Here is a 26,232-nt window from a genome sequence, read left to right on the forward strand (position 1 = left end):
GGAAGCAAACATGAAAATCGTCGAGATCAGAGAAAAAACAGTCCCCATCAGTTCGCCCATCCGCAACGCCTACATCGACTTCAGCAAGATGACATTGAGCCTGGTGGCCGTGATCACGGACGTGATTCGGGACGGCAAACCGATCGTCGGTTACGGCTTCAACTCCAACGGCCGTTACGGACAGGGAGGGCTGATCCGTGAGCGCTTTCGCGACCGCATCCTCCAGGCGGCACCCGAGAGTTTGCTCAACGAAACAGGCGCCAACATCGATCCCGCCAAGGTGTGGGCCTCGGTCATGAGCAACGAAAAACCGGGTGGGCATGGCGAACGTTCCGTCGCTGTCGGCACCATCGACATGGCGATCTGGGACGCGGTCGCCAAGATCGAAGGCAAGCCGCTGTTCCGCATGCTGGCCGAACGCAACGACAGAGAGGCGAATCCGCGCGTTTTCGTTTATGCGGCCGGCGGTTATTACTACCCCGGTAAGGACAACAGTGCACTTTGCGCGGAAATGCGCAGCTACCTGGATCGCGGCTACAACGTCGTGAAAATGAAAATCGGCGGTGCCTCGCTCGCCGAGGACAAAGGCCGCATCGAAGCGGTGCTGAAAGAGATCGGCTCCGAAGCACAACTCGCGGTGGACGCGAACGGCCGCTTCGACCTGGAGACCGGCATCGCTTATGCCAAGATGCTGCGCGAGTACCCGCTGTTCTGGTACGAGGAGATCGGCGACCCGCTCGACTATTCGCTGCAGGCCGCGATCTCTGAATATTATCCCGGACCTATGGCGACCGGCGAGAACCTGTTCTCGCATCAGGACGCACGCAACCTGCTGCGTCATGGCGGCATGCGCCCCGACCGCGACTGGCTGCAGTTCGACTGCGCGCTTTCCTACGGCCTGGTCGAATATCTGCGCACCCTGGAGGTCCTCAAACAATTTGGCTGGTCGCCATCGCGCTGCATCCCGCACGGCGGGCATCAGATGTCCCTCAACATCGCCGCCGGCCTGGGCCTCGGTGGCAACGAGAGTTATCCCGACCTGTTTCAGCCTTACGGCGGCTTCCCCGATGGTGTGAAGGTCATCGACGGCCACGTCACCTTGCCAGAACTGCCAGGCATAGGTTTTGAAGGCAAAGCCGACCTCTACGCCCAGATGCGCGCGCTCTCGGCCTGATTCTTCCGACAACTACACAGGAGACAAAAACATGAAAAATCTCAAGCGACATCTGCTGATCGCAGGGGCCGGCCTGGCCGCATGGACCCATGCGGCCTGGGCCCAGTTTCCCGACAAACCGGTGACCCTGGTCGTGCCCTTCGCGGCAGGTGGCCCCAGCGACAAAATCGCCCGCGATCTCGCGGAAGCCCTGCGTAAACCGCTGGGCCAAACCGTCATTGTCGACAACACCGCGGGCGCCGGCGGAACCATTGGCGCAGCCCGCGTCGCACGTGCCAAGCCCGACGGCTACACGCTGCTGGTTCACCACATTGGTCTGGCCACCGCGCCGGCCCTTTATAAAAAATTGCCCTACAACACGCTGAGCGACTTCGAGTATCTGGGCCTGATCAACGAAGCGCCGTCCGTGCTGATAGGCAGAACGACGCTGACCGCCAGCAATCTGAGTGAGCTGCGGAAGTGGATTGCAGATGCTGATGGGCGTGTGAACCTCGCCAATGCCGGCGTAGGCTCGGCCTCCCACCTTTGCGGGCTGATGCTGCAAAACGCGCTGAAGTCCAAAATGACCACGGTGCCCTACAAGGGGACCGCCCCGGCCATGACGGACCTGATAGGCGCTCAGGTGGACCTGATGTGTGAACAGGCGACCAACGCCGTGCCGCAGATCGAAGGCAAAAAGGTCAAGGTGTATGGCGTCAGCAGCACGGACCGCCTTGCCTTGCCGGCGCTGGCCCAGACACCGACACTGGCCGAGGCGGGCCTGCCGGGCTTCAATGTGACGGTGTGGCACGGGCTTTACGCGCCACGTGGCACGCCGCCCGAGGTGTTGGCGCGCTTGAATGCGGCACTCAAAGCGGCCTTGAAGGACCCAGACCTGATCAAACGCCAGGAAGCCCTCGGCTTGCGGATTGTCACGGACGCGAGACTCGCCCCAGCCGGCCACAAGGCATTTGTTCAAGCAGAAATGGAGCGCTGGACCCAGGTCATCAAGGATTCCGGCGAGACGGCGGAATAAGCCTGCTGGCTTCATGCGCTGCAGTTCTTTTTGCAGATGAGGCCAGGCCAATGCTGTCGCAAGCGCCTGCTCGCTATAAATTCAATAGCTATCCATGACCATCACAAAAGGGCTGAAGGCCTGATTCCCCGTCAAAGGGCAAGCCTAGCCGTGCGGCGGCCGACGTGCGATGGGCAGCCATCCACCCGCGGCCTCCCGGTCAGTCCGGATATTGCGACTCCGAAAACCTGCAAATGTCGGGAAATTCCTGGCACTGACAACTGGAGGCCTGTACGTCACAACGGGCGGGGCACCCGCCCCATCCATCGGGTTGACCGGGCCGGGCGGGCCTGGCGGGTTTTCGGCGGTCCAGTCCCAGTTGCCCGCAAACTCCCGGCGCAGCAACACGGTGCCCAGGCGGCCCTGGCGATTCCGAGCGAAGCCGTTTCCCTGAATGGGCGGGCGTACCCGGCTGTGAAGAATCCCCGCACTGGGTGCGCCGCCTTGCGGCCAGTCGGCAATGGCAAGGCCCGGGTCGGCCACAAAATAGACCAGGCCGCGCAGCTTCCAGCGCCCCCGCGTGCCGGCCTTGTCCGGAAAGTGGCCCATGACCCCGTCCGCACCGGGCGCATCCATGACCTTGAGCACGGTGAATTTGTCGTTGATGAGATCCCGGATCGGGGCAACCGTCGTGATGCCGGCAGCGACCGTGACGCGCCAGCACTCCCAGTACTCGTCCACCGACACCGCCTGGTAGGTCTGGTGCCGCGGATGGTGGCGCTGAACCCAGTACTTTTCATTGCGCTGGATATGCTGAACGATGTAGCCATTCACAGGGTTCACGACATTCCAGCGTATGTGGTTGCGGAAAATCGTTGGTGAGACGGCGGGCGGAACCGTGGCCTCAAGCGCATAGGTGGGTCCGGTGACGTTGGTAACGGTGATGATCGGCATGGGCCAGTCTAGCCGGTCAAAAAATAAATGCCTCGTCCTTAAAACTGGTGACAGACGTGGCTGGCGTCATCCATTAGCGAGATACGCTTGCTCGCGCGCAAGACGCATCACGATCTGCTTCATGGCCGCGCAGGGAAGCGCCCTCAGTCGGCATAGGCGCAGACATCGCCCGAAATGCTACAAATTCAATAGCTAATTGCGACCACCATCAAAGGGCTAGAGCCTTATTTTTCTGATAAAACTCAGATGGACCGCTGGTTCACCCGTTGGGACAAGGCCTGCGCACTCTCCTTGCGCTCGCTGTACCTGTCCACCAGATAAGGCGACACGTCCCGCGTCAGCAAGGTGAACTTGAGCAGCTCTTCCATCACGTCCACCACGCGGTCGTAATAACTTGAGGCCTTCATGCGCCCGGCCTCGTCGAACTCCAGAAAGGCTTTGGCAACGGACGACTGGTTGGGAATGGTCAACATGCGCATCCAGCGGCCCAACACGCGCAGCTGGTTGAGGGCATTGAAAGACTGCGAGCCGCCGCTGACCTGCATCAGCGCCAGCGTTTTGCCCTGGGTCGGCCGCACGGCGCCGTCGGCCAGCGGGATCCAGTCGATTTGCGACTTCATGATGCCGGTCATGGACCCGTGGCGCTCGGGCGAGGTCCAGACCATGCCTTCGGCCCACTGCGCCAGTTGCCGCAACTCCTGCACCTTGGGATGGCTGTCGGGCGCGTCGTCGGGCTGCGGCAGGCCGCTCGGGTCAAAAGTACGGGTCTCGGCGCCCATGGCCCGCAGCAGACGCGCGGCCTCTTCGCTGAGCAAGCGGCTGTAGGAGCGCTCACGCACCGAGCCGTACAACAACAAGATGCGCGGCGCATGTGCCGAGGGCCGGTCGGCCTGAAGGGCGCTGGCCGACGGTGGCACCAACAGCGCCGAATCAAGACTAGGAAGATCAGCGCCCAGCAACACGTTCGCCCTTGTCGTTGATCACCTGCTCGCCGTCTTCCTTGGTGAAAGCACCCTGCTGCGGACTGGGCAGAATGTCCAGCACCAACTCGGAAGGACGGCACAAGCGCGTGCCCAGTGGCGTCACGACAATCGGCCGGTTGATCAGAATCGGATGGGCCAGCATGGCGTCCAGCAAGGCGTCGTCGCTGAGCGCGGGCTGGTCCAGCTGCAGCTCCGGGTAGAGCTTTTCCTTGCTGCGCATCAGCTCGCGCACCGGGATACCCATCTGGGCGATCAGCGCCTGCAGTGTTTCCCGGGTCGGCGGCGTCAGCAGGTATTCGATGACCTCGGGCTCGGCGCCGCTGTTGCGGATCAGGGCCAGCGTGTTGCGCGAGGTGCCGCAACGGGGGTTGTGATAAATCGTGATCTTGGACATGTGGCTGTACTCCTTGTGTAGGCCCCGCCTGTCAGTCAAACAGGAAAGGGTTGTTTTGATTCGATAATTCAATTATATTTGAATTATGAAATCAAAAACTCTTCCCGGCCTAGACGAAGCATCGGCCCTCAAGGCCCTGGCCGCGCTGGCGCAAGCGCAGCGTCTGCGTACTTTCCGTGCGCTGGTGGTGGCGGGGCCGGACGGGCTGACGCCGGGAGCCATCGCCGAACAGCTCGAGGTGGCGCCCAGCGCGCTCTCCTTTCATTTGAAGGAGTTGACCTATTCAGGCCTGGCCAGCAGCGAGCAACGCGGCCGCAACCTGATTTACCGCGCCAACTTTGAGCAGATGAATGCCTTGCTCGCCTACCTGACCGAGCACTGCTGCCAGGGCGAAGCCTGCGTGGTCACCACCCCGGACGCCTGTACCAGCTGCTAGGCCAACGCACGTCTTTCACATTCACAACAAGGAGCCGCGATGAAACGCTTTCACGTCCACATGCATGTCGAAGACCTGGCCAAAAATGTGACCTTTTACTCGGCCTTGTTCAATCAGCAACCGGCCCGAACCGAAGCTGACTACGCCAAATGGATGCTTGAAGACCCGCCAGTCAACTTCGCGATTTCCACCCGTGGTAATCGGTTGGGCGTGGACCATTTGGGCATCCAGGTTGATTCGGCCGATGAACTGCTCGTACTGAAGCGACAGAGCGCTCACGCTCGCATCGCGCGACAAGATGAAGGCGAAACCACCTGCTGTTATGCCCGCAGCAACAAGTACTGGCTCACAGATCCGCAAGGCCTGGCTTGGGAGCAGTTCCATACGCTGGACAACATTCCCGTGTTCAGCCAGACAAGAATGGGCGCAGCCCCAGCTTGCTGCGGCCCGGCACCCGCCAAGGAGTTAGACGCGCGCTCGTCCTCGCCCGCCGCTGTGAATCAGACAACCAGGCTTGTGCGGGAAACACTCGGGGTCGTCGCCATGGGACTTATTGTGATGCTGGGCTTCATGGGTTTGCGCAGCCTGCCTCTTGCCGGGCAGTTGTGGAACAGGCCCGATCCGACCTTGGCCGACAACCGGGTTGCGCCGGCCCTTCCGCTCGCAGGAGCGAATCAAGCCGATACAACCTTGGCGTGTTGCTGAGTAAAACAAATGCGCCGCCAGCCTATGTACCTCACTTTTTCAAGCGCTCGTCATTCGGCTTGCAGCATCCTGTTTGAAGCCGCGCTCAAGCCTTTGGACCGAGTGCAAAACCTGTCCCCGCTGACCCAGTCATGAACCAGTCCGCATCCCAAACGGCGCAATCCGTCCCGTCCCAAGCCCTCACGCCAAACTTAAAACACCAACTCCTGGCGGAGTTCGTCGGCACCGCCGCCCTGCTCTGCGCCGTCATTGGCTCCGGCATCATGGCCGAGCGGCTGGCTGGCGGCAACCTGGCGCTGGCACTGCTGGCCAATACCCTGGCCACGGTGTTTGCGCTTTACGTGCTGATCGAGGTGCTGGGCCCGGTCAGTGGTGCCCACTTTAATCCGCTGGTGACTCTGGTTATGTGGTCAAAAGGGCTTCCAGCCCAGACGGGACGGGCGCAAGCAGCTCTATTTTTCATAGCAGCTCAATTGCTGGGGGCCGTTGCAGGCGCCTGGCTGGCACACGCCATGTTTGACATGAACGTGCTTCAGTTCAGCAGCAAACTGCGCGGCGGCTGGGGCCAGTGGCTGGCGGAGGCCGTGGCCACGGCCGGGCTGATCCTAGTGGTGCTGCGTGCACCGCCAAATAAAGCTTCCGCGCTGGTCGCCTGCTACATAGGCGCGGCCTACTGGTTCACCGCCAGCACCTCGTTTGCCAACCCGGCCGCCGTGCTGGGGCGTATGTTGTCGGACAGCTTTGCCGGCATTGCGCCCGCCAGCGCACCGGGCTTTATGATCGCCGAGGCCGCCGGCGCGTGGGTCGGCGTGTTGCTCAGCCGCGCTTTAGGCGACCACACCAGCGTCAGCGAACACACAACACTTTGACCGCCTGCCCCGCTGCCGGCTTGACCCTGCCTTCATGACACACAGCCGCGCACTGACCATCACCAGCCTGGGCCTGGCCCAGACCCTGGCCTGGGCTTCCAGCTACTACCTGCCGGCCATGCTGGCGACCTCCATGGCGCGTGATCTGGGTGTCAGTACACCCACCATCTTTCTCGGCTTCTCGGTGGCGCTGGTGGTATCGGCCTTGCTGGGGCCGCTTGCCGGCAAAACCATAGACCGTTATGGCGGCCGGCCGGTGCTGGCCGCGAACAGCCTGGTGTTTGCGCTGGGCCTGGTCGTCATGGCGGCGGCGCAAGGCCAGCTCGGGCTGTTTGTGGCCTGGATGATCCTGGGCGTGGCCATGGCGGCGGGCTTGTACGAAGCCGCCTTCGCGGCGCTGGTCCACCTCTACGGCAGGGACGCGCGCGGCGCCATCACCGGCATCACCTTGTTGGCCGGTTTCGCCAGTACCGTGGGCTGGCCGCTGTCGGCCTGGCTGGAGCTCGAATGGGGTTGGCGCACGGCCTGCCTGGTGTGGGCCGGCCTGCACCTGCTGGTCGGGTTGCCGCTGAACTGGCGCCTGCCTGCCACACCTGTGGTCGCGCCCGCACCAACGCCCGTCAAACCCATCACGCAGCCAACACCCACAGCGGCGGTGGACCGGCGCGACACCGGCACCACCCGCACGGCCGTGCTGCTGGCTTTGGTGTTTGCCGTGACCTGGTTCATCAGCACGGCCATGGCCGCACACCTGCCGCGGCTGTTACAGGCCAACGATGTGCCGCTGGCGACCGCGCTGGTGTTTGCCGGACTGGTCGGTCCGGCGCAGGTGGCCGGACGGCTGCTGGAATACGGGCTGCTGCGCAACATCCACCCGCTGGTTTCGGCCCGGCTGGCCGGCGCCATGCACACGCTGGGGGCCATGGCTTTTTTATTCATCGGTGTGCCGGCGGGCGCGGTCTTCACCGTGTTGCATGGGGCCGGCAACGGCGTGTTGACGATTGCCAAGGGCACCTTGCCGCTGGCGCTGTTTGGCGTGAAGGACTATGGCGCGCGCCAGGGCCTGCTGATGGTGCCGGCGCGCTTTGCCCAGGCCAGCTCGCCCTATCTGTTTGGCCTGGCGATAGACCGTTTTGGTGCCGGCGCCTTGTGGTTTTCAGCGGCGCTGGGCGGGCTGGGTTTTGCCGCGCTGTTGTTGTTGCGTGATTCGTCCCGCGCCGAAAAGTAAACTGGGCGCCATCCCTTCAAGGCTTCCCGTGAAAACACTGCTGCTTTACCTTGCCACCGCGCTCGCTGAAATTGTGGGTTGTTACCTGCCCTACCTCTGGCTCAGCAAAGGGGCTTCTGCCTGGCTGCTGCTGCCGGCGGGCCTGAGCCTGGCGCTGTTTGCCTGGTTGTTGACCCTGCACGATGCGGCGGCCGGCCGCGTGTATGCCGCCTACGGCGGGGTGTATATCGCCGTGGCCCTGTCCTGGCTCTGGGCGGTGGACGGTGTGCGCCCCAGCGCCTGGGATGTGGCCGGGGTGGCCGTTAGTCTGGCGGGCATGGGCTTGATCGCTTTTCAGCCGAAGTAATCGTCCATTAGTCCAGCCACTTCTGCAGAAACTGCGCCATCGCTGACCTGAGCGGCTGAGCAGCGGCTAAAAGCGCATGCCCGCCGACAGCCGCAACATGTCTTGCGGCGTGAAGTTGACCTTGGGGTCCCAGGCCAGGTGAACAAAATAGGTCGGCCAGTCATAACTGACCGACAAACCCATGCGGTGAATAGGCACACCCTCCACCAGGCCCCTCTTGGACAGCAGGTCCAACGTCAGGCGCTGGTCGTTGGCCATGGGCATGCGGTACACCAGGTGCACATGTTGCTGGTCGGGGTTGAGCCGGTTGTCGCGCACCATCTGCAGCGCCAGCGAGTGGCTGTCGCTCCAACGGTAGCCGCCAGAAAGCATCCAGGCGTCGTTGGGGTCGAAATTGAGATTCACGTAGTTGCGCAGGTTGGTTCGGCCCAGGCCAAGTCCGGCGAACCAGGTGCTGCCCGCCTCTAACGAAGCGCTGCCACCCCAGAACCCACCGGAAGCAAGCTGTATCGAAGGTATGAAGCGCACCGGCCCGAGCCGGAACGTGCGGTCCCAGCCGGCGCGTGTTTGCGACACATCCAGCGCCGGCGAGCGGAACCGGCCGACCCAGGCATTACCGAAATCCGAACTCGCACGCAAATTGACGTCCAGCCCCTGGCCCGGCGGCAGGCCGCCGCCGGTCTGCCGGTACAGCCCGGTGGTGAACTTGTACGAGATCTTCTGCGTGTCCTGCCCGGCCTCGTCAGCCGCTCGGGCCATGCCGGGCACGGCCAGTGCCCCAACCAGCAAGGCCAGCATCGCGCAGCGCAGACAAGAAGAAAGAGTCGAATTCATCGGCTCAATGTAGGTCAGATCGGTACTCGCGCCCAGCCCTTCCTGAACCGGCATGCCGAAGTGTCGTTGTGGCACGACGGACGGCACACAGTCGACCCTGACCGGCGCCAGCAAGCGATGGAAAGAAACCGTTTGCCCGGAGATAAATCAGCGCCCTAGTGTCAGGCCAGCCACTTCTGCAGAAACTGCGCCTGGCCCAGGGCCGGGTTCAACTGGTAAGCCGCAAAACCCACGCGTTCATACAGCCGCATCGCACTGGCATTGCCCTGCAACACTTCCAGCGTCAGCTTGCAGGCGCCGCGGCTGCGTGCGATGTGTTCGACCAGGTCCAGCATCTGCTCGCCGACACGCCGGCCGCGGTGACTGGACAGTACCGCCACGTCATGCACGTTAACCAGCGGTCGGCAGGCAAAGGTTGAAAAACCTTCTATGCAATTGACCAGGCCCACCGGCTGCGCACCGTCAAAGGCCAACACGCTGAAGGCTTGCGGGCGGGCGGCGAGTTCTTTCACCAGGTTGTTTTTGGCAAAGTCGCTGAGCGGCTGGTCGCCGCCGGCGGGGTCTTGCGCGTACGCGTCCAGCAGCAAAACCAGCGCCTCGGCATGTACAGCGTGGTGGTAGTCGGCCTGGCAGATGTGCAGGTCGGTCAAGAGAGGTTCAGTCACGCCGTGTTCTTTCCATGAAAAGCAATGGCCTGATTTTAGGGATGGGGTGGGTGCGCCAGAGGTTTCAGACGGGGCTTATGCATCAAATTGGCCTCTGGCCCAGGCGGAACGGACGCAAACAGCTATCAACAACATAGCAACATCGGCCTTCGTGCGTCCCGCTGACGCCCCAGTTGGCCGCCTTTTTTTCTTTACCTGACATTTACCCGCTCTTGTCCAACGCGCAAAATCGTCACCCGGCCTTGCAGTGATAATTATTCTGCGTAGGCCAAGCAGGCCGGGCAATGGACAAGCTGGACAGCGTTGTCCCGCCAACCCTGCTGAAAAGCGCTCCCAATCAAACAAAAAAATGCCGCGGCACCCTGTTGCCGCGGCGGGCAACAAGGACAACGGATGGACCAGAACGTCGACACACCGCACACCGGCCCCGCTACAAGCCCCCGCAAGCGTTTAAGCCGCCGCGCCTCCATCATTGGCAGTGTGGTGGCGCTGCTGATTCTGGCCGGCACCGGCTGGCTGGCCTGGCGCCTGGCCAACCCCGCCCCGGACAGTGCCGCCGCGGGGACCAACGGCAGGCGCAGCGCGCCGGCCACCACGGTGGGTGTGGCCACGGCCGAACGCGCCAACATCCCGATTTTCCTGGACTCCCTGGGCACCGTCACCCCGCTGGCGACCGTCAGGGTGAGCTTGCAGGTGTCCGGCGTGATGGAAAAAGTCCTGTTCAAGGAAGGCCAGATGGTGCGTGCCGGTGATCTGCTGGCCACCATAGACCCGCGCATGTTTGAAATGGCCTTGTTGCAGGCCACCGGCCAGCGCCAGCGCGACGAAGCACAACTCGACAGCGCCCGCGTGACCCTTCAGAGATTCAAAACCCTGCTGGCCCAGGACTCGATTGCGCGCCAGGATGTCGACACCCAGGCGGCGCTGGTCAAACAACTCGAAGCCACGGTGGTGATGGACAAGGCCGCCGAAGGCACGGCCAAACTGAACCTGGCCTACACCAAGGTGGTGGCACCGGTCAGCGGCCGTATCGGCCTGCGCACCGTGGACGTGGGCAACGTGGTGAGCCCCAGCACGACCAACGGCATTGCGGTGATCACCCAGCTCAGCCCGATCGACGTGGTGTTTGCCGTGCCTCAGGACCAGGCCGGCACACTGCAGCAAAACGCCAGCGGCAGCGCCGCCATGAAAGCCATCGCGCTGGACCGCACCCGATCGACCACCCTGGACACCGGCGTGTTTGCCTCGCTGGACAACCAGGTGGACACCACCACCGGCACCGTCAAGGCCAAGGCGCGATTTACCAACAACCAGCAATTGCTGTTTCCCAGCCAGTTTGTCAACGTGCGGCTGCAGGTCAAGACCATTGAAAATGCCGTGGTGGTGCCGGTCACCGCCCTGCGCCACGGCAGCAATGGCGACTACGTGTATGTGGTCAACACCGCCGATCGCACCGTCAGCCTGCGCACCGTGCAGCGCGGACAGGCCACGGTGGAAAAAGTGATCATCAGCAGCGGCCTGAACGAAGGCGAACGCGTCATCACCGAAGGTGCGGACCGGCTCAAGGATGGCGCATCTGTGGTGCTGCCGGGCGACCCGCCGGGTGGCATCAGACGCCAGCGACCAGCCGGGAAAGGCGCCGGCGCACCGGCCGCGGCTGCTTCCGCGCCGGCGTCGACAGGCCCCGCTTCCGCGCCGGTTGCGGCGGCCTCGGCCACAGACAAACCCGCACCGGCCAGCACCACCAGCACGCCGGCGCCCCCGGTCGATGGCCCGACCGCCGAGCAGCGGCGGCGCATGCTGGACCAGGTCAAGGACGACCCGGTGGCACTGGAGCGTCGGCAACGCTTTTTTGAACAGCTGGACCGCGGCGACCCGGCGGCCCAGGCGCGCTGGCGCGACATGATGGAGAAACGCCGCCAGGGCGGGTCGGCGCCATGAGCGGCCGCCAGGATTTTCCCGCATGAGCCCCTCACGTCCCTTTATCCTGCGGCCGGTGGCCACCTCGCTGTCGATGGTGGCCATCGTGCTGGCCGGCCTGGTGGGCTTCAAGTTTCTGCCGCTGTCGGCCCTGCCGCAGGTGGACTACCCGACGATCCAGGTCCAGACCCTGTACCCGGGCGGCAGCCCCGAAGTCATGGCACAAACCGTGACCGCGCCACTGGAGCGCCAGTTTGGCCAGATGGCCGGGCTGTCGCGCCTGAGTTCGACCAGCGCCGCCGGGGTCTCCATCATCACGCTGCAGTTTGGCTTGGGTATCACGCTGGACGTGGCCGAACAGGAAGTCCAGGCGGCCATCAACGCCGGCGGCTCCTTGCTGCCGGCCGACCTGCCCGCGCCGCCGGTGTATGCCAAGGTCAATCCGGCCGACGCCCCGGTGCTGACCCTGGCCATCACCTCGGACACCTTGCCGCTGACGGAGGTGCAGAACATCGTCAACACCCGGCTGGCGCTCAAGATCAGCCAGGTCAATGGTGTCGGCCTGGTGTCACTCAGCGGCGGCCAGCGGCCAGCCGTGCGGATTCAGGCGGACACCCGCGCCCTGGCCTCTTATGGGCTGGGCCTGGATACGCTGCGCACCGCCATTTCCACCGCCAACGCCAATGCCGCCAAGGGCAGCATTGACGGCCCGACACGTGCCTACACCATCAACTCCAACGACCAGCTGGTGGCCGCCGCGGACTACAACAACCTGATCATTGCGTTTCGCAACGGCTCCGCCGTGCGTGTGTCCGACGTCGCCCAGGTCGTCAACAGCGCTGAAAACATCAAACTCGGCGCCTGGAGCGGCCTGAAACCCGCCATCATCCTGAACGTGCAACGCCAGCCCGGCGCCAACGTGATTGCCACCGTCGATGCCATCAAGGCGCGCCTGCCTGAGCTGCAGGCCGGCTTGCCGACAGCACTCAAGGTCGACGTGCTGAGCGACCGCACCACCGGCATACGCGCCTCGGTGTTGCATGTCGAGATCGAACTGCTGCTGGCCGTGTTGCTGGTGGTGCTGGTGATTTTTGCGTTTTTGCACAGCCTGCGTGCCACCGTGATCGCCAGCCTGGCCGTACCGATTTCCTTGATAGGCACTTGCGGTGCGATGTACCTGCTGGGTTACAGCCTGAACAACCTGAGCCTGATGGCGCTGACGATTGCCACCGGTTTTGTGGTCGACGATGCCATCGTGATGATTGAAAACATCTCGCGTTACATCGAGGAAGGCGAAGAACCCATGGCGGCCGCCATCAAGGGCGCCACACAAATCGGCTTCACCATCATTTCGCTGACGATTTCGCTGATCGCCGTGCTGATTCCCCTGCTCTTCATGGGCGACATCGTGGGCCGGCTGTTCCGCGAATTCGCCGTCACGCTGGCCATCACCATCCTGATCTCGGCCGTGGTGTCGCTGACCCTGGTGCCCATGATGTCGGCGCGCTGGCTCAAACATATTCCTGAAGGCCAGGGCAGCAAATTAGGCGCCCGCCTGCAGCATTTTTTCGACGACGTGATCCGGCATTACGACCGCTGGCTGACCTGGGTGCTCAAACGCCAGGGCGCCACCCTGCTGGTGGCGCTGGCCACCCTGCTGCTGACCGTGCTGCTGTATGTGCTGATCCCCAAAGGCCTGTTTCCCACGCAGGACACCGGCCAGTTGCAGGCCCGCATTGAGGCGGCGCAGTCGGTCTCGTATGCCCGCATGGCCGAGTTGCAGCAAGCCGCCGCGAAAACCATTCTGGAAGACCCCGACGTGGACACGCTGAGCTCCTTCATCGGGGTGGATGCGGCCAACAACACCATGCTGCACACCGGCCGCATGTTGATCAACCTCAAACGTGATCGCATCGGGACCCAGCAGGCCACCATGGACAGGCTCAAGGAAGGTGTCAGCAAAATCGCCGGCCTCACGCTGTATTTGCAGCCGACCCAGGACTTGACGATTGACGCTGAAACCGGGCCGACGCAGTTCCGCGTCTCGGTCGAAGGTGCGGACAATGCCACTGTGGTGTTATGGGCCAACAAACTCGCGCAGCGCATGCATGAACTCGCCGACCTGCGCAATGTGGCCTCGGATGCCGGCTCCAGCGGCGCTTCGGCCTACATCACCGTGGACCGCGACACCGCGTCGCGGCTGGCCATCACGACCTCATCCATCGACGATGCGCTGTACAGCGCTTTTGGCCAGCGTATCGTCTCGACCATTTTTACCGAGACCGACCAGTACCGCGTGATTCTCGAAGCCATGCCCGATCAGCTGACCACGCCGGCCTCGCTGGGCAACCTGCAGCTGAAAACCGGCGCGGGCACGACCACGCCGCTCTCGGCACTGGCCACCATCACCGAGCGCCCCGCCCCCTTGCAAATCACCCACGTGGCGCAGTACCCGGCCACCACCCTGGGCTTTGACACGGCGCCCGGCGTGTCGCTGGGCAAGGCGGTGGACGAGATCAAACGCGCCGCCAAGGACATCGCCCTACCGGCCAGCGTGACCCTGACCTTTCTGGGCGCGGCCGGCGCTTACCAGAACTCGCTGTCCAACCAGCTCTGGCTGATCCTGGCGGCGGTGATCTGTGTCTACATCGTGCTGGGTGTGCTGTATGAAAGTTATATCCACCCGCTGACGATTCTCTCCACCCTGCCCTCGGCCGGCGTCGGTGCGCTGCTGGCCCTGATGATGAGCGGCTCCGACCTGGGGGTGATAGGCATCATAGGCATCATCCTGCTGATCGGCATCGTGAAGAAAAACGCCATCATGATGATCGACTTCGCCATCGATGCCGAACGCACCCAGGGCAAGTCCGCCCAGGAAGCCATTCACCAGGCCGCCTTGCTGCGTTTCCGGCCCATCCTGATGACCACGCTGGCGGCCCTGTTTGCGGCCGTGCCGCTGATGCTGGGCTGGGGCGAAGGCGCCGAACTGCGGCAACCGCTGGGCCTGTCGATCTTCGGCGGACTGATTGTGAGCCAGGTGCTCACGCTGTTCACGACACCGGTGATTTATCTGGCGTTTGACCGGATGGGGCAGCGCTTTGGGCGGAAACAGGAGCTTGTGGCGTGACGCTTCTGCATGGTTTTTATTTTGCGCCTTCAAGACGGGTCTCGTCCCAGCGGGCTAAGCCTGTGCAAGCGTGCACGGCGCGTGCTCTTCCCACAAGCCGGGTCTCGCCCCGGCGGGCGACTTACTTTTCTTTGCTTCGCCAAAGAAACCTAAGGAAAAGAAAGGCGACCCGACTGTCTGGGTCCCTTCGCTGCGCTACGGGCAACCTGCGGTGCTCGGCAAAAGCGGGGTCTCGCTCGAACTCGCCTTCGGCTCAGACAATCGCGAGCCCTGATCCGCTTTCGCCTACGCTCCTCGGCCCAGCCAAACGGGCTTGGGGGAAGAATACGGATGCGGGGAGACGAGGATGCGCTTTGCGCGTCCTCGTCGGAGTCCGGCTTCGGTACCCGCACCCCACCCCTTCTGTATGCGCCGAGGAGCGCAGGTCCAGCCGGATCAGGGCGAGCGATTGTCTGAGCGCAGCGAGTTCGAGCTCGACCCCGGTTGGACCGAGCACCGCAGGTTGCCCCGCAGCGCAGCGCAGGGGACGCAGACAGTGGGGTCGCCTTTTCTTTGCTTACTTTCTTTTGGCGAAGCAAAAGAAAGTGAGTAGCTGCCGGGCTACCCCCGGCCAACAGGCTGACACACCACGACAAAATGCCGGGCAAGCACAGAGGGGCAATCAATGAACCTCTCCGAACCGTTCGTAAGAAGACCCGTCGCCACCGTCCTGCTGACCATAGGCCTGGCGCTGGCTGGCATAGGCGCCTTCTTCGTGCTGCCAGTCTCCCCGCTGCCGCAGGTCGACTTCCCCGTCATCTCGGTCAGCGCCTCCATCCCCGGCGCCAGCCCTGACACCATGGCCAGCAGTGTGGCCACACCGCTGGAGCGGCGTTTGGGTGTGATCTCGGGCGTGAACGAAATGACGTCGACCAGCAGCAGCGGTTCGACCCGCATCAGCCTGCAGTTTGACCTGAACCGCAAGATTGATGCGGCCGCGCGCGAGGTGCAGGCCGCCATCAACGCCTCGCGTGTGGACCTGCCCGCCACCTTGCGCAACAACCCGACCTACCGCAAGGCCAACCCGGCCTCCGCGCCCGTCATCATCCTGGCGCTCACCTCCAAAACCCGGCCGCCGGGACAGATTTATGACGAGGTGTCCAACCTGCTGCAGCAAAAGATCTCGCAGGTGCCGGGTGTCGGTGATGTCGAGCTGGGCGGCGGCTCCTTGCCCGCGGTACGTGTGGAGCTGATCCCCTTTGCCCTGAACAGCTATGGCGTCAGCATGGAGGACGTGCGCGCCGCCTTGCAGGCGTCGAATGCGAATCGGCCCAAGGGCGCGATTGAAGGCAACGGCCAGCGTTTTCAGATTTATTCCGGCGCCAACACGGCGACGGGTGGGCTCAAGGCGGCCGATTACCTGGGCCTGGTCGTGGGCTGGCGCAACGGCGCCGCGATCCGGCTCAGCGACGTCGCCGAGGTGATCGATGGGGTTGAAAACACCAACACCTTAGGCCTGTTTAACGGCGAGCCCGCCGTTATCGTGCTGGTCACGCGCCAGCCCGATGCCAACGTGATCACCACCGTCGATGGCGTGCGTGCCCTGCTGCCCGAGCTACAGGCCCAGTTGCCGCAGGACGTGCGCCTCGCCGTGGCCTCGGACAGCACCAACTCGATCCGGGCCTCGCTGCACGAAATTGAACTCACCCTGGTGATTTCCATTGTGCTGGTGGTGCTGGTGGTCAGCGCTTTTTTGCGCAGCGCGCGCGCCACCATCATTCCGGCGGTGGCCACCATCGTGTCCTTGCTCGGCACTTTTGGCGTGATGTACCTGCTGGGTTTCAGCCTGAACAACCTGAGCCTGATGGCGCTCACAGTGGCCACCGGTTTTGTGGTGGACGACGCCATCGTGGTGCTGGAAAACACCAGCCGCCACATCGAGGCCGGCATGGACCGTTTCAAGGCCGCGCTGCTGGGCGCGCGCGAAGTCGGCTTCACCGTGCTGTCCATCAGCCTGTCCCTGGTGGCGGTGTTTATCCCCTTGCTGTTCATGGCCGGGCAGACCGGGCGGCTGTTCCGCGAATTTGCCGTCACACTGTCGGTGGCGGTGTTGATCTCGCTGCTGATTTCGCTGACCACCACACCCATGATGTGTGCCTGGCTGCTCAAAAACAAAAAGGACACCGACGCCGAGCCCGGCAAGCAGCCGGGACGTTTGGCCTTTATCCCGCGCTGGTTTGAAAACATGTTCAAACACGTGCTTCGTGCTTATGAGGTCAGCCTGGACTGGGCGCTGGGCAGCAAGCTGCTGGTCATGCTGGTGTTGCTGGCGGTGATCGGGCTCAATGTTTTCCTGTTTGTGAAAGTGCCCAAAGGCTTTTTCCCGCAGCAGGACACCGGGCAAATCAACGCCGGCATGCGCGCCGACCAGAGCATCTCCTTCCAGGCCATGCAGGGCAAGCTCAAACAACTGGTGGACATCATCCGGGTCGACCCGGCGGTGGACACGGTGGTGGGTTTTACCGGCGGTAGCCGCGCCGGTGGCGGTTTCATGTTTATCAACCTGAAACCGGCCAACCAGCGTACCGATTCCGGCCTGGCCGTGATTGCACGGCTGCGCCCGCAACTGGCGAAAGTCACGGGGGTGACGCTTTTTCTCAACCCGGTGCAAGACTTGCGCGGCGGTGGCCGATCGAGCAATTCCACCTACCAGTACACCCTGAAAGGCGACAACGCGGCCGACCTGCGCCAATGGGCCTCGCGCCTGGCCGACCAGATGAAACTGCAGGCGGCCCTAACCGACGTGGACACCGACCAGCAGGACAACGGCGTCGAAACCATGGTCACGGTGGACAAGAACAGCGCGGCCCGTCTGGGCATCAGCTCCAAGGACGTGGACAACGCCCTGTACAACGGTTTTGGCCAGCGCCAGGTCGCCACCATCTATGCCGACCTGAACCAGTACCACGTGATCATGGAGGTGGCGCCGCGTTTTATACGCAGCCCCGAGTCGCTCAAAAACATTTACGTGCCGGCCAACGGCACCGGTGTGGTGATCAGTCAGCCGGCCACTGCCGTGGCCGCCTCCTCATCCCTGACCAACATCGTGAACCCCGCTCTGCGCGACCAGTCCACCGGCCAGGCGCTGAGTTCCTCGATGGGCACCATGGTGCCGCTGTCGGCCATCGCGCGTTTTGCCGAAAATCCCAAGCCCTCTTCCGTCAGCCACCAGGACGCCGAACTCGCCACCACGGTGTCCTACAACCTGGCCGATGGTTTTGTGCTGCAGCAGGCCCAGGCGGCCGTCAAGCTGGCCGAAGCCGAGATTGGCATGCCCAACAATGTGCGCGGCAGTTTTCAGGGCACGGCGCGCAACGCACAGGACTCGCAAAACCAGCAACCGGTGCTGATCCTGGCCGCGTTGATCGTGATCTACATCGTGCTGGGTATTCTTTACGAAAGCCTGGTCCATCCCATCACCGTGTTGTCGACCTTGCCGTCAGCCGGCGTCGGGGCCGTGCTGGCCTTGATGGCCTTCAACCTGGATTTTTCACTGATCGCCCTGATCGGTGTATTCCTGCTGATAGGCATCGTCAAGAAAAACGCCATCCTGATCATCGACTTTGCGATTGAAGCCGAACGGGCACGCGGCCTGACAGCGATGGAAGCCGTGCGTGAAGCCTGCCTGCTGCGCTTCAGACCCATCCTGATGACCACCATGGCCGCCATTCTGGGCGCCTTGCCGCTGGCCATCGGTTTTGGCGAAGGCGCCGAGTTGCGCCGGCCGCTGGGTATCGCCATCATCGGCGGCTTGATCGCCAGCCAGTTGTTGACCCTGCTGACCACCCCCGTCGTTTATGTGTTGATGGACAAGCTGCGCCGCCGCAGCCCCTACGAACGCCAGTTAAGCCATCATCCCGATGAACTGCAAACCGGGTAAACCTATGAACCAGTCCATGCATTTCACTTTTGCGGCAAGACCTCCCTATGCCTTGCCGGCTCTGGCCGCGCTGGCCCTATTGATCAGCGGCTGCGCCGTCGGCCCCACCTACAAGTTGCCCGCCACGCCCGAGGTCAGTGCCTTCAAGGAGGCCGAAGGCTGGGTGCCCGCGGCCCCCGCCGATACGCTGGAGCGCGGCCCCTGGTGGTCGCTGTTTGGCGACCCGATGCTGGACGAGCTGGCTTCCCGCGTCGAGGTGTCCAACCAAAACGTGGCCGTGGCCGTGGGCGCCTATGCTCAGGCCCGTGCGCTGGTGCGTGAGCAGCGCGCCTCGCTATTTCCCTCCGTGGCGCTCAATGGCGGCGCCACACGCGCGCGTAGCAGCGGCAACCTCCTCACGGGCGCGCCCGGCCGCACCGGCAACAATTACCAGCTCAGCATAGGCGGCAGCTGGGAGCCCGATGTCTGGGGCCGCCTGGGCCGGGCGGTGGACAGCGCCACGGCAGGCGCGCAGGCCAGCGCGGCCGACCTGGCCTCGGCCACGCTGTCGGCCCAGGGCGAACTGGCGACCAACTACCTGTCCTTGCGCCAGACCGACATCCAGCAGGCCCTGATCCAAAGCACCAACGAAGGTTACACACGCGCGCTGGAGATCACACAAAACCGCTACACCGCCGGCATTGCCGCCAAAACCGACGTGTTGCAGGCGCAAACCCAGCTGGCCAATGGCCAGGCCACCGCCGTCGGTTTGCAGCGTCAGCGCGCCCAGCTCGAACATGCGATTGCCGTGCTGGTCGGGCAAGCGCCCGGCAACTTCAGCTTGCCGCCGCTTGCGGCCTGGAAGCCGGTGGTGCCGGAAATCCCCGTGGGTGTGCCCTCCACCTTGTTGCAGCGCCGTCCCGACATCGCGGGCGCGGAGCGCCGTGTGGCCTCGGCCAACGAACAGATCGGCATTGCCAAAAGTGCTTATTTCCCCAGCATCAGCCTGAGCGCCTCGGGCGGCTCCGGCGCCAGCCGCGTCGCCGACCTGTTCAAGACCGCCAGCAACGTCTGGTCGCTGGGTTTATCAGCCGCGCAACTGGTGTTTGATGCCGGTGCGACCAGTGCGCGGGTCGACGAGGCCGCAGCCGGCCGGGACCAGGCAGTGGCCCGTTACCGGCAAGCGGTGCTGGCTGCCTTCCAGGACGTGGAAGACCAGTTGTCCGCCACCCGCGTGCTGCTGGCCCAGCAGGAGCTGCGGCGCCAGGCGTCGGAAGCCGCCGATCTGGTGGAGCAGCAGCTGCTCAACCGCTACCGCAGCGGCCAGGTCAGCTACACCGAGGTCATCAGCGCGCAAACCACCGCACTCAGCGCCCGCAGCGCACTGGCGCAAGCCCTGTCAGACCGGCAAACCACGGCCGTGGCGCTGATCCAGTCGCTGGGGGGGGCTGGCAGGTGGGGAAATAGTCCGGCTGCTTCAGCCGCTCTTTTATTGATAGCTTCTTGCGCCCGTATTTATTGGGCTAGGGCTCTATATCTCTTAAATTTTTACAAAGAATTGGCATCACGCTGCGCTGGTGGTTTGCCTCTGGCAGTAGGCCTGACTCCCCGCTCCCACCCCTAACCCCTCCCTCGCCCCGCTGGGCGATGGAGGGGGACTTCATTTGGCTGCGTGTGCTGCAAGCGCGTGCATGAATGACAGCCTCATGCCCCCATGCTTCCGTTTCCATTCCCACCCCCTTCTGTCTGCGCCGAGGAGCGCAGGGCCAGACGGATCAGGGCTCGCGATTGTCTGAGCCGAAGGCGAGTTCGAGCGAGACCCCGGCTGGACCGAGCACCGCAGGTTGCCCGTAGCGCAGCGAAGGGACGCAGACAGCGGGGTCGCCTTTTCTTTTGCTTACTTTTCTTTTGGCGAAGCAAAAGAAAAGTAAGTTGCCGCCGGGCAACCCCCGGCTTGTTGGCGAGCTACCGCGCTACAAAACAACCTGAGTAGTGAGTCCACATGGATCCCGGATCAAGCCCGGGATGACAGACCCAATGCCTTGTCATTCCGGCAAAGGCCGGAATCCATCCCGACTTCGCGCCCCCATCGCTTCCTCACCCCCACCTTTTTTGAGGTGGCCTTCGCTTCCGAATTGACCCATGTACTATTGCCAGCATGCCCCATTCAAACGAACAGACCTCCCGTCCCGGTGAGAAGAAGCGCTGGTGGTATTCACCCAACAAATTAGTGCTACTGGGATTGGTGTTGGGGTTGGCGGGTATTTATGCGGTGGACGGCTGGCCGCAGTATTTGCTGTTGGCCCTCGGAACCGCGTCCTTGGTCAGAAGCAAGTGGCTTTCATACATGGAAAACGCTCACCCCGACTAGGAAGGCAATCACAAATTACAAGAAGCTGAAGTAGGCAACGAACATGGATCCCGAACCAAGCCCGGGATGACACGAGAGGATGTTCAGGAAGCCTTGACCGCAGCAACCAGCCTCTCGGCACAGGCCAGCGCCTGCCCCGCATTCCGCGCTTCCACCATCACCCGCAGCAGCGGCTCGGTGCCGCTGGCACGAATCAGCACGCGACCGTTATCGCCCAACTCAGCCTGCACGGCCAGGGTCTCCGATGCCAGCAAGGCGCTGCGGGTCCAGTCCTGCCCCGGCTTCAGGCGTACATTGATCAGCGTCTGCGGAAACAGCGTCACCTCGGCCAGCAACTGGGCCAGGGGTTTGCCGCTGCGTACACAAGCCTGCAAGACCTGCAAGGCGCTGATCAGGCCGTCGCCGGTGCTGTGTTTGTCCAGCGCCAGCAGGTGGCCCGAACCTTCACCGCCCAGCAGCCAGCCTTTTTTCTCCAATTCTTCAAGCACATAACGGTCGCCGACCTTGGCGCGTACAAACTCGACACCCCTGGCTTTCAGCGCGACTTCGACCGCCATATTGGTCATCAACGTGCCGACGGTGCCTAGCACTTTTTCGCCGCGTGCCAGCCGCTCGGCCACCATCAGGTACAAGACCTCGTCGCCATTGAAAAGGCGGCCATCGGCGTCCACCATCTGCAGCCGGTCGGCGTCGCCGTCCAGCGCAATACCGTAGTCGGCCTGGTGGGCCTTGACCGCGGCTATCAGCGCTTCGGGATGGGTGGCGCCGACTTCGTGGTTGATGTTCAGGCCGTCGGGCGCGCAGCCGATGGCGATGACTTCGGCGCCCAGTTCATGAAACACCATGGGGGCAATCTGATAGGCCGCGCCATGGGCGCCATCGACGACGATTTTCAGGCCCTTGAGCGTCAGGTCATGGGCGAATGTGCTTTTGCAAAATTCGATGTAACGCCCGGCCGCATCGTCCAGCCGGCGTGTCTTGCCCAGCGTGGCCGAATCCGCCCACACGGGCGCCTCCTCCAGCGCGGCTTCCACCGCCAGCTCCCAGGCGTCGTCCAGCTTGCTGCCCTGGGCGCTGAAAAATTTGATGCCATTGTCGGCAAAGGCGTTGTGGCTGGCGCTGATGACCACACCCAGGCTGGCGCGCTGGGCCCGCGTGAGGTAGGCCACACCCGGTGTGGGCAGCGGTCCCAGCAGCACCACGTCCACGCCGGCGGAATTAAAACCCGACTCGAGTGCGCTTTCCAGCATGTAGCCGGAAATACGTGTGTCTTTGCCGATCAGCACCGTGGGCCGGGTTTCAGTCTTTTTCAGAACGTGGCCGACCGCATGGGCCAGGCGCAGCACAAAGTCGGGGGTAATCGGCGCCTGCCCCACCGTGCCGCGAATGCCATCGGTGCCAAAGTATTTTCTGGTCATAGTTGTTTGTCCCTGGAGTATCTTGTTATTGATAACAGTGATTTTAGAGTGTGGTTTTCGAAAAAATCACAACCGGGGGCAGCAGAAATTCGATTCTCGGGATGCAAGGCAAGGCGCCCGGCGCGCAGGAACTGGAATGCACTTCGGTGCATGAGGATTCCGAGCACCGCCAAACACCAGATGTTCGCTTACGTTCCGTACCGCCATGCGCCCGAGCATCGGATTTATGGCGTCCCCGAGGCGGCCGACCAGACCTTGAGGGCCTGCACAGTCTCCCGCACATCGTGCACACGCACAATACCTGCGCCTCTGTCCACCGCCAGCACGGCCGCCGTGACGCTGGGCACCATGCGGTCCGCGATGTCCAGCGGGGCGCCGTTGTCCAGAGAGCTGCTACAGACGGCTGCGAGCGATGACTTGCGCGACCAGCCGGCCAGCAGCGGATAACCGGCCGCCAGCAGTTCGCGCTGGCGCGCCAGCAAGGCAAAATTCTGCGCCACGGTTTTGCCAAACCCGATGCCCGGGTCCAGCACGATGCGGCCGGCGGCCACGCCCAGCGCCTGCAGGTCTTTGGCGACCTGCTCGAGGAACAACAACACCTGCGGCACCACATCGCCCTCCATGGGCGCGGCCTGCATGGTCTGCGGCTCGCGGTGCATATGCATCAGGCAAACGCCACAAGTCGGGTGTGCGGCCACGATGGCCGCAGCGCCCGGTTGGCGCAAGGCCCAGATGTCGTTGACGATGTCGGCACCCAGGTCCAGCACGGCGGCCATGACTTGCGGCTTGTAGGTGTCCACCGAGACCGGCACGCCCAGGGTGGCGGCATGGCGAACAACCGGCAAGACACGCGCCAGTTCTTCTTCCAGCGGCACCGGTGGCGCGCCAGGACGGGTGGACTCGCCGCCTATGTCCAGCATGTCGGCGCCGTCCTTGATCAGTTGCTCGCAGTGGGCAAACGCGGCCCGCTGGGCACCGCCCTCAGAGAAATATTTGCCGCCGTCTGAAAACGAGTCTGGCGTGACATTGACGATGCCCATGACACGGGCTTGGCTCAGGTCAATTTGAAAGCGGGAGGTTTGCCAGATCATTCCATGCTCCTGAAGCAGGGCCATTTATAAAAAAACCGGGGACAGGCCCCGGTTGTTGGATGTATTTAAAAGCTATCAGGCCGCTGTGGGCGCCGGATCGGTGCTGACCGCCGGGGTGCCCCCGCTGGGGTCGCCGCCACCCACCGAGGGATTGCGTGGCGTCCAGTCTTTGGGCGGACGCGGCTCCTTGCCAGCTACGATGTCGTCGAGCTGGTCGCCGTCGATGGTTTCCCATTCCAGCAGGGCCTTGGCCATCGCGTGGATCTTGTCCTGGTTGTCCTCAATCAGCTTGCGCGCCTCGGCGTACTGCTGATCAATGATGCGGCGCACTTCGTCATCGACCTTTTTCAGGGTCGACTCGCTCATATTGTTGGTTTTAGTCACCGAACGGCCCAGGAACACTTCGCCTTCGTTCTCGGCGTAGACCATGGGGCCCAGTGCCTCGCTCATGCCATAACGCGTGACCATGTCCCTGGCCAGCGCCGTGGCACGTTCAAAGTCGTTGCTGGCGCCGGTCGTCATCTGGTGCATGAAGACTTCTTCGGCAATACGGCCACCAAACAACATGCTGATCTGGCTCAGCATGTATTCGCGGTCGTAGCTGTAGCGGTCTTGCGCCGGCAGGCTCATGGTCACACCCAGGGCACGGCCGCGCGGGATGATGGTCACTTTATGCACCGGGTCGCACTTGGGCAACATCTTGCCGATCAGGGCGTGGCCGGACTCGTGGTAGGCCGTGTTGCGGCGCTCTTCCTCGGGCATCACCATGCTCTTGCGCTCGGGGCCCATCAGGATCTTGTCCTTGGCTTTTTCGAAGTCCTGCATCTCGACGGTGCGTGCACTGCGGCGCGCGGCCATCAGGGCGGCTTCGTTGCAAAGGTTGGCCAGATCGGCGCCGGACATGCCAGGGGTGCCGCGGGCGATCACCAGCGGGCTGACGTCCTGGCCCAAGGGAACCTTGCGCATGTGCACATTGAGAATCTGCTCGCGGCCACGGATGTCGGGCAGCGTCACATACACCTGGCGGTCGAAACGGCCGGGGCGCAGCAAGGCGGCGTCCAGGATGTCGGGACGGTTGGTGGCAGCCACCACGATCACGCCCACATTGGTTTCAAAACCGTCCATCTCGACCAGCATCTGGTTCAAGGTTTGTTCGCGTTCATCGTTGCCACCGCCCAGGCCGGCGCCACGCTGGCGGCCCACCGCGTCGATTTCATCGATGAAGATGATGCAGGGCGCGTTTTTCTTGGCATTGTCGAACATGTCGCGAACGCGGGAAGCACCCACACCGACGAACATTTCAACGAAGTCGGAACCGGAAATCGAGAAGAAAGGCACCTTGGCTTCACCGGCAATGCTCTTGGCGAGCAGGGTTTTACCCGTGCCGGGAGGGCCAACCAGCAACAGACCACGTGGAATACGGCCGCCCAGTTTCTGGAACTTGCTGGGGTCTTTCAGGAAATCGACTACTTCCTTGACCTCTTCCTTGGCCTCGTCGCAACCGGCCACGTCGGCAAAAGTCACAGGATTGGTGGATTCGTCAAGCAGGCGCGCCTTGGACTTGCCGAAGCTGAACGCGCCGCCCTTGCCGCCACCCTGCATTTGCCGCATGAAATAAACCCACACGCCAATCAGCAGCAGCATCGGGCCCCAGCTGACCAGCAGGGTCATGAGCAAGGAGCCTTCTTCACGGGGTTTGACGTCGAATTTCACGTCATTGGCGATCAGGTCGCCGACCAGTCCGCGGTCCAGATAGGTCGCAGTGGTGCGGATTTTGCGGTCATCGGTGGTGACGGCAGCAATTTCGGTGCCGCCCTGGCCTTCAGCGATGGTCGCGGACTTGATGCGTTTGCCACGCACCTCTTCCAGGAAATCGGAATAACCCAGGTAATTGGTACCAGCGCCTGCGCGTGTATCAAATTGCTTGAAAACGGTGAACAGCACCATGGCGATCACCAGCCAGATTGCAATTTTGGAAAACCACTGATTGTTCAAGGATGACTCCGATAGAGGAACAAAAGGCACATGCGCCTGATTTTAGGCGTTTCAAGGGCGAGAACCGCCATAACGGCAGGGGACATCCCTTGGTTTAAAGCGGGATTGCGTAAATTTTCCCGGTTCAGGCCGCTGAATTGGGCGTTTTCGCGGCGGTTTTCAGGCCTATGCCGACCAGAAAGGTCTCCGACGAGTTGGGGCGCGAGGCCTTGGGCTTGAACGGTTTGACCACCTTGAAAGTGTCCTTGAACAGCTTGACCAGCGGGCTGTAAGCGCCGCCGTGAAACAGCTTGGCCACCAGCGCCCCCTCGGGTTTGAGGTGGCTCACGGCAAATTCCACGGCCAGTTCCACCAGATGCGCCACGCGGGCCGCATCGGCCGAGTCTATGCCCGACAGATTGGGCGCCATGTCGGAGACCACCACATCCACCTTGGTAAAACCCTGATCCGCGCTCAAGGTCTGCTCCAGTTGCTGCAAGACCTCGGGCTCGCGAAAGTCGCCCTGGATAAAAACCACGCCCTCGATCGGCTCCATGGGCAGGATGTCCAGTGCCACGATACGCCCGTTCAGCGCGCCAGCCGCGGCGCCCGCAGGCGAGAGCTTGCGGCGGGCATATTGGCTCCAGGCGCCGGGCACGCTGCCCAGGTCCACCACGCAATGGCCGGGTTTGATCAGGCCAAAGGTATCGTCAATCTCCTTGAGCTTGTATGCCGCCCTCGCCCGATAACCTTCTCTTTTTGCCAGTTTCACATAGGTATCGTTCACGTGGTCGTTTAACCACGCTCTATTGACCTTTTTGCTTTTTATATTTACTTTCATGCGTGTATTG

Annotated in this window: 19 protein-coding genes and 1 pseudogene; 11 read left to right on the forward strand and 9 right to left on the reverse strand. The window is 62.8% G+C overall.

Annotation, left to right across the window (positions count from 1 at the left end; genetic code table 11):
* Window positions 1-10: 10 nt before the first annotated feature.
* Both ACHMXK_RS13840 and ACHMXK_RS13845 read left to right on the forward strand, forming a co-directional pair.
* Window positions 11-1,174 (forward strand): mandelate racemase/muconate lactonizing enzyme family protein, encoded by a 1,164-nt coding sequence (locus tag ACHMXK_RS13840; protein ID WP_397441137.1) that lies wholly within the window; start codon window positions 11-13, stop codon window positions 1,172-1,174.
* Window positions 1,175-1,205: 31 nt separating this feature from the next.
* Entirely contained in the window at window positions 1,206-2,189 is a 984-nt protein-coding gene (locus ACHMXK_RS13845) for a tripartite tricarboxylate transporter substrate-binding protein (protein WP_397441138.1), read from the forward strand.
* Window positions 2,190-2,333: 144 nt separating this feature from the next.
* Here the strand turns inward: ACHMXK_RS13845 and ACHMXK_RS13850 are convergent, their stop codons facing one another.
* From ACHMXK_RS13850 to arsC, 3 genes are all read right to left on the reverse strand, one after another.
* A complete protein-coding gene (locus ACHMXK_RS13850; RefSeq protein WP_397441139.1) occupies window positions 2,334-3,122 on the reverse strand; it encodes a hypothetical protein in 789 nt (262 codons plus the stop codon).
* Window positions 3,123-3,364: 242 nt separating this feature from the next.
* On the reverse strand, window positions 3,365-4,081 hold the full coding sequence (gene arsH / locus ACHMXK_RS13855; RefSeq protein ID WP_397442524.1) for an arsenical resistance protein ArsH: 717 nt from the start codon (window positions 4,079-4,081) through the stop codon (window positions 3,365-3,367).
* Complete coding sequence (arsC, locus tag ACHMXK_RS13860) at window positions 4,068-4,499, reverse strand: arsenate reductase (glutaredoxin) (RefSeq protein ID WP_397441140.1); 432 nt, start codon at window positions 4,497-4,499, stop codon at window positions 4,068-4,070. The genes arsH and arsC overlap by 14 nt, the downstream gene beginning before the upstream one ends.
* Before the next feature lie 85 nt (window positions 4,500-4,584).
* Here arsC and ACHMXK_RS13865 point away from each other — a divergent pair, with 85 nt between their 5' ends.
* From ACHMXK_RS13865 to ACHMXK_RS13885, 5 genes and pseudogenes are all read left to right on the forward strand, one after another.
* The gene (locus ACHMXK_RS13865; RefSeq protein WP_397441141.1) at window positions 4,585-4,935 is read left to right on the forward strand and encodes an ArsR/SmtB family transcription factor; all 351 of its coding nucleotides are present in this window, start codon (window positions 4,585-4,587) and stop codon (window positions 4,933-4,935) included.
* A 39-nt stretch (window positions 4,936-4,974) separates the two neighbouring features.
* Window positions 4,975-5,397 (forward strand): annotated as a pseudogene (locus tag ACHMXK_RS13870) (ArsI/CadI family heavy metal resistance metalloenzyme); the annotation flags it as partial.
* A 374-nt stretch (window positions 5,398-5,771) separates the two neighbouring features.
* On the forward strand, window positions 5,772-6,509 hold the full coding sequence (locus tag ACHMXK_RS13875; protein ID WP_397441142.1) for an aquaporin: 738 nt from the start codon (window positions 5,772-5,774) through the stop codon (window positions 6,507-6,509).
* Window positions 6,510-6,543: 34 nt separating this feature from the next.
* The gene (locus ACHMXK_RS13880) at window positions 6,544-7,737 is read left to right on the forward strand and encodes an MFS transporter (RefSeq protein WP_397441143.1); all 1,194 of its coding nucleotides are present in this window, start codon (window positions 6,544-6,546) and stop codon (window positions 7,735-7,737) included.
* A 28-nt stretch (window positions 7,738-7,765) separates the two neighbouring features.
* Window positions 7,766-8,083 (forward strand): YnfA family protein, encoded by a 318-nt coding sequence (locus tag ACHMXK_RS13885; RefSeq protein WP_318409527.1) that lies wholly within the window; start codon window positions 7,766-7,768, stop codon window positions 8,081-8,083.
* Between the two features lie 66 nt (window positions 8,084-8,149).
* Here ACHMXK_RS13885 and ACHMXK_RS13890 read toward each other — a convergent pair whose 3' ends face one another.
* Both ACHMXK_RS13890 and ACHMXK_RS13895 read right to left on the reverse strand, forming a co-directional pair.
* Window positions 8,150-8,971 carry a hypothetical protein gene (locus ACHMXK_RS13890; RefSeq protein WP_397441144.1) on the reverse strand — a complete coding sequence of 274 codons (822 nt, stop codon included), beginning with the start codon at window positions 8,969-8,971 and terminating at the stop codon, window positions 8,150-8,152.
* A gap of 107 nt (window positions 8,972-9,078) precedes the next feature.
* Entirely contained in the window at window positions 9,079-9,582 is a 504-nt protein-coding gene (locus ACHMXK_RS13895) for a GNAT family N-acetyltransferase (protein ID WP_397441145.1), read from the reverse strand.
* A 393-nt stretch (window positions 9,583-9,975) separates the two neighbouring features.
* Between ACHMXK_RS13895 and ACHMXK_RS13900 the strand changes: the two genes are divergently transcribed.
* From ACHMXK_RS13900 to ACHMXK_RS13915, 4 genes are all read left to right on the forward strand, one after another.
* Window positions 9,976-11,523 carry an efflux RND transporter periplasmic adaptor subunit gene (locus tag ACHMXK_RS13900; protein ID WP_397441146.1) on the forward strand — a complete coding sequence of 516 codons (1,548 nt, stop codon included), beginning with the start codon at window positions 9,976-9,978 and terminating at the stop codon, window positions 11,521-11,523.
* 22 nt (window positions 11,524-11,545) lie between these two features.
* The gene (locus ACHMXK_RS13905) at window positions 11,546-14,629 is read left to right on the forward strand and encodes an efflux RND transporter permease subunit (protein WP_397441147.1); all 3,084 of its coding nucleotides are present in this window, start codon (window positions 11,546-11,548) and stop codon (window positions 14,627-14,629) included.
* Window positions 14,630-15,293: 664 nt separating this feature from the next.
* The gene (locus ACHMXK_RS13910; RefSeq protein WP_397441148.1) at window positions 15,294-18,548 is read left to right on the forward strand and encodes an efflux RND transporter permease subunit; all 3,255 of its coding nucleotides are present in this window, start codon (window positions 15,294-15,296) and stop codon (window positions 18,546-18,548) included.
* A gap of 16 nt (window positions 18,549-18,564) precedes the next feature.
* Window positions 18,565-20,151, forward strand: a complete 1,587-nt coding sequence (locus tag ACHMXK_RS13915) for an efflux transporter outer membrane subunit (protein WP_397441149.1) — start codon at window positions 18,565-18,567, stop codon at window positions 20,149-20,151.
* 830 nt (window positions 20,152-20,981) lie between these two features.
* Here the strand turns inward: ACHMXK_RS13915 and glmM are convergent.
* From glmM to ACHMXK_RS13935, 4 genes are all read right to left on the reverse strand, one after another.
* A complete protein-coding gene (gene glmM / locus ACHMXK_RS13920; RefSeq protein WP_397441150.1) occupies window positions 20,982-22,316 on the reverse strand; it encodes a phosphoglucosamine mutase in 1,335 nt (444 codons plus the stop codon).
* Window positions 22,317-22,540: 224 nt separating this feature from the next.
* Window positions 22,541-23,407, reverse strand: coding sequence for a dihydropteroate synthase (folP, locus tag ACHMXK_RS13925; protein WP_397441151.1), 867 nt, complete (start codon window positions 23,405-23,407; stop codon window positions 22,541-22,543).
* A gap of 75 nt (window positions 23,408-23,482) precedes the next feature.
* Window positions 23,483-25,402, reverse strand: a complete 1,920-nt coding sequence (ftsH, locus tag ACHMXK_RS13930) for an ATP-dependent zinc metalloprotease FtsH (protein WP_397441152.1) — start codon at window positions 25,400-25,402, stop codon at window positions 23,483-23,485.
* Between the two features lie 124 nt (window positions 25,403-25,526).
* Window positions 25,527-26,222, reverse strand: coding sequence for an RlmE family RNA methyltransferase (locus ACHMXK_RS13935; protein ID WP_397441153.1), 696 nt, complete (start codon window positions 26,220-26,222; stop codon window positions 25,527-25,529).
* Window positions 26,223-26,232: the final 10 nt, after the last annotated feature.

Origin of the sequence: Polaromonas sp. UC242_47, assembly GCF_044452385.1 — a bacterium.
GTDB lineage: Bacteria > Pseudomonadota > Gammaproteobacteria > Burkholderiales > Burkholderiaceae_C > Polaromonas.

What these genes read in the sequence shown, in the direction of transcription:
- ACHMXK_RS13875 (WP_397441142.1), top strand. Translation starts at nt 5,772, where the DNA reads ATGAACCAGTCCGCATCCCAAACGGCGCAATCCGTCCCGTCCCAAGCC.
- ACHMXK_RS13850 (WP_397441139.1), bottom strand. Translation starts at nt 3,122, where the DNA reads ATGCCGATCATCACCGTTACCAACGTCACCGGACCCACCTATGCGCTT.
- ACHMXK_RS13905 (WP_397441147.1), top strand. Translation starts at nt 11,546, where the DNA reads ATGAGCCCCTCACGTCCCTTTATCCTGCGGCCGGTGGCCACCTCGCTG.
- arsC (WP_397441140.1), bottom strand. Translation starts at nt 4,499, where the DNA reads ATGTCCAAGATCACGATTTATCACAACCCCCGTTGCGGCACCTCGCGC.
- glmM (WP_397441150.1), bottom strand. Translation starts at nt 22,316, where the DNA reads ATGACCAGAAAATACTTTGGCACCGATGGCATTCGCGGCACGGTGGGG.
- ACHMXK_RS13910 (WP_397441148.1), top strand. Translation starts at nt 15,294, where the DNA reads ATGAACCTCTCCGAACCGTTCGTAAGAAGACCCGTCGCCACCGTCCTG.
- ACHMXK_RS13915 (WP_397441149.1), top strand. Translation starts at nt 18,565, where the DNA reads ATGCATTTCACTTTTGCGGCAAGACCTCCCTATGCCTTGCCGGCTCTG.
- ACHMXK_RS13840 (WP_397441137.1), top strand. Translation starts at nt 11, where the DNA reads ATGAAAATCGTCGAGATCAGAGAAAAAACAGTCCCCATCAGTTCGCCC.
- ACHMXK_RS13865 (WP_397441141.1), top strand. Translation starts at nt 4,585, where the DNA reads ATGAAATCAAAAACTCTTCCCGGCCTAGACGAAGCATCGGCCCTCAAG.
- ACHMXK_RS13890 (WP_397441144.1), bottom strand. Translation starts at nt 8,971, where the DNA reads ATGCCGGTTCAGGAAGGGCTGGGCGCGAGTACCGATCTGACCTACATT.
- ACHMXK_RS13900 (WP_397441146.1), top strand. Translation starts at nt 9,976, where the DNA reads ATGGACCAGAACGTCGACACACCGCACACCGGCCCCGCTACAAGCCCC.
- ACHMXK_RS13880 (WP_397441143.1), top strand. Translation starts at nt 6,544, where the DNA reads ATGACACACAGCCGCGCACTGACCATCACCAGCCTGGGCCTGGCCCAG.
- ACHMXK_RS13845 (WP_397441138.1), top strand. Translation starts at nt 1,206, where the DNA reads ATGAAAAATCTCAAGCGACATCTGCTGATCGCAGGGGCCGGCCTGGCC.
- folP (WP_397441151.1), bottom strand. Translation starts at nt 23,407, where the DNA reads ATGATCTGGCAAACCTCCCGCTTTCAAATTGACCTGAGCCAAGCCCGT.
- ACHMXK_RS13935 (WP_397441153.1), bottom strand. Translation starts at nt 26,222, where the DNA reads ATGAAAGTAAATATAAAAAGCAAAAAGGTCAATAGAGCGTGGTTAAAC.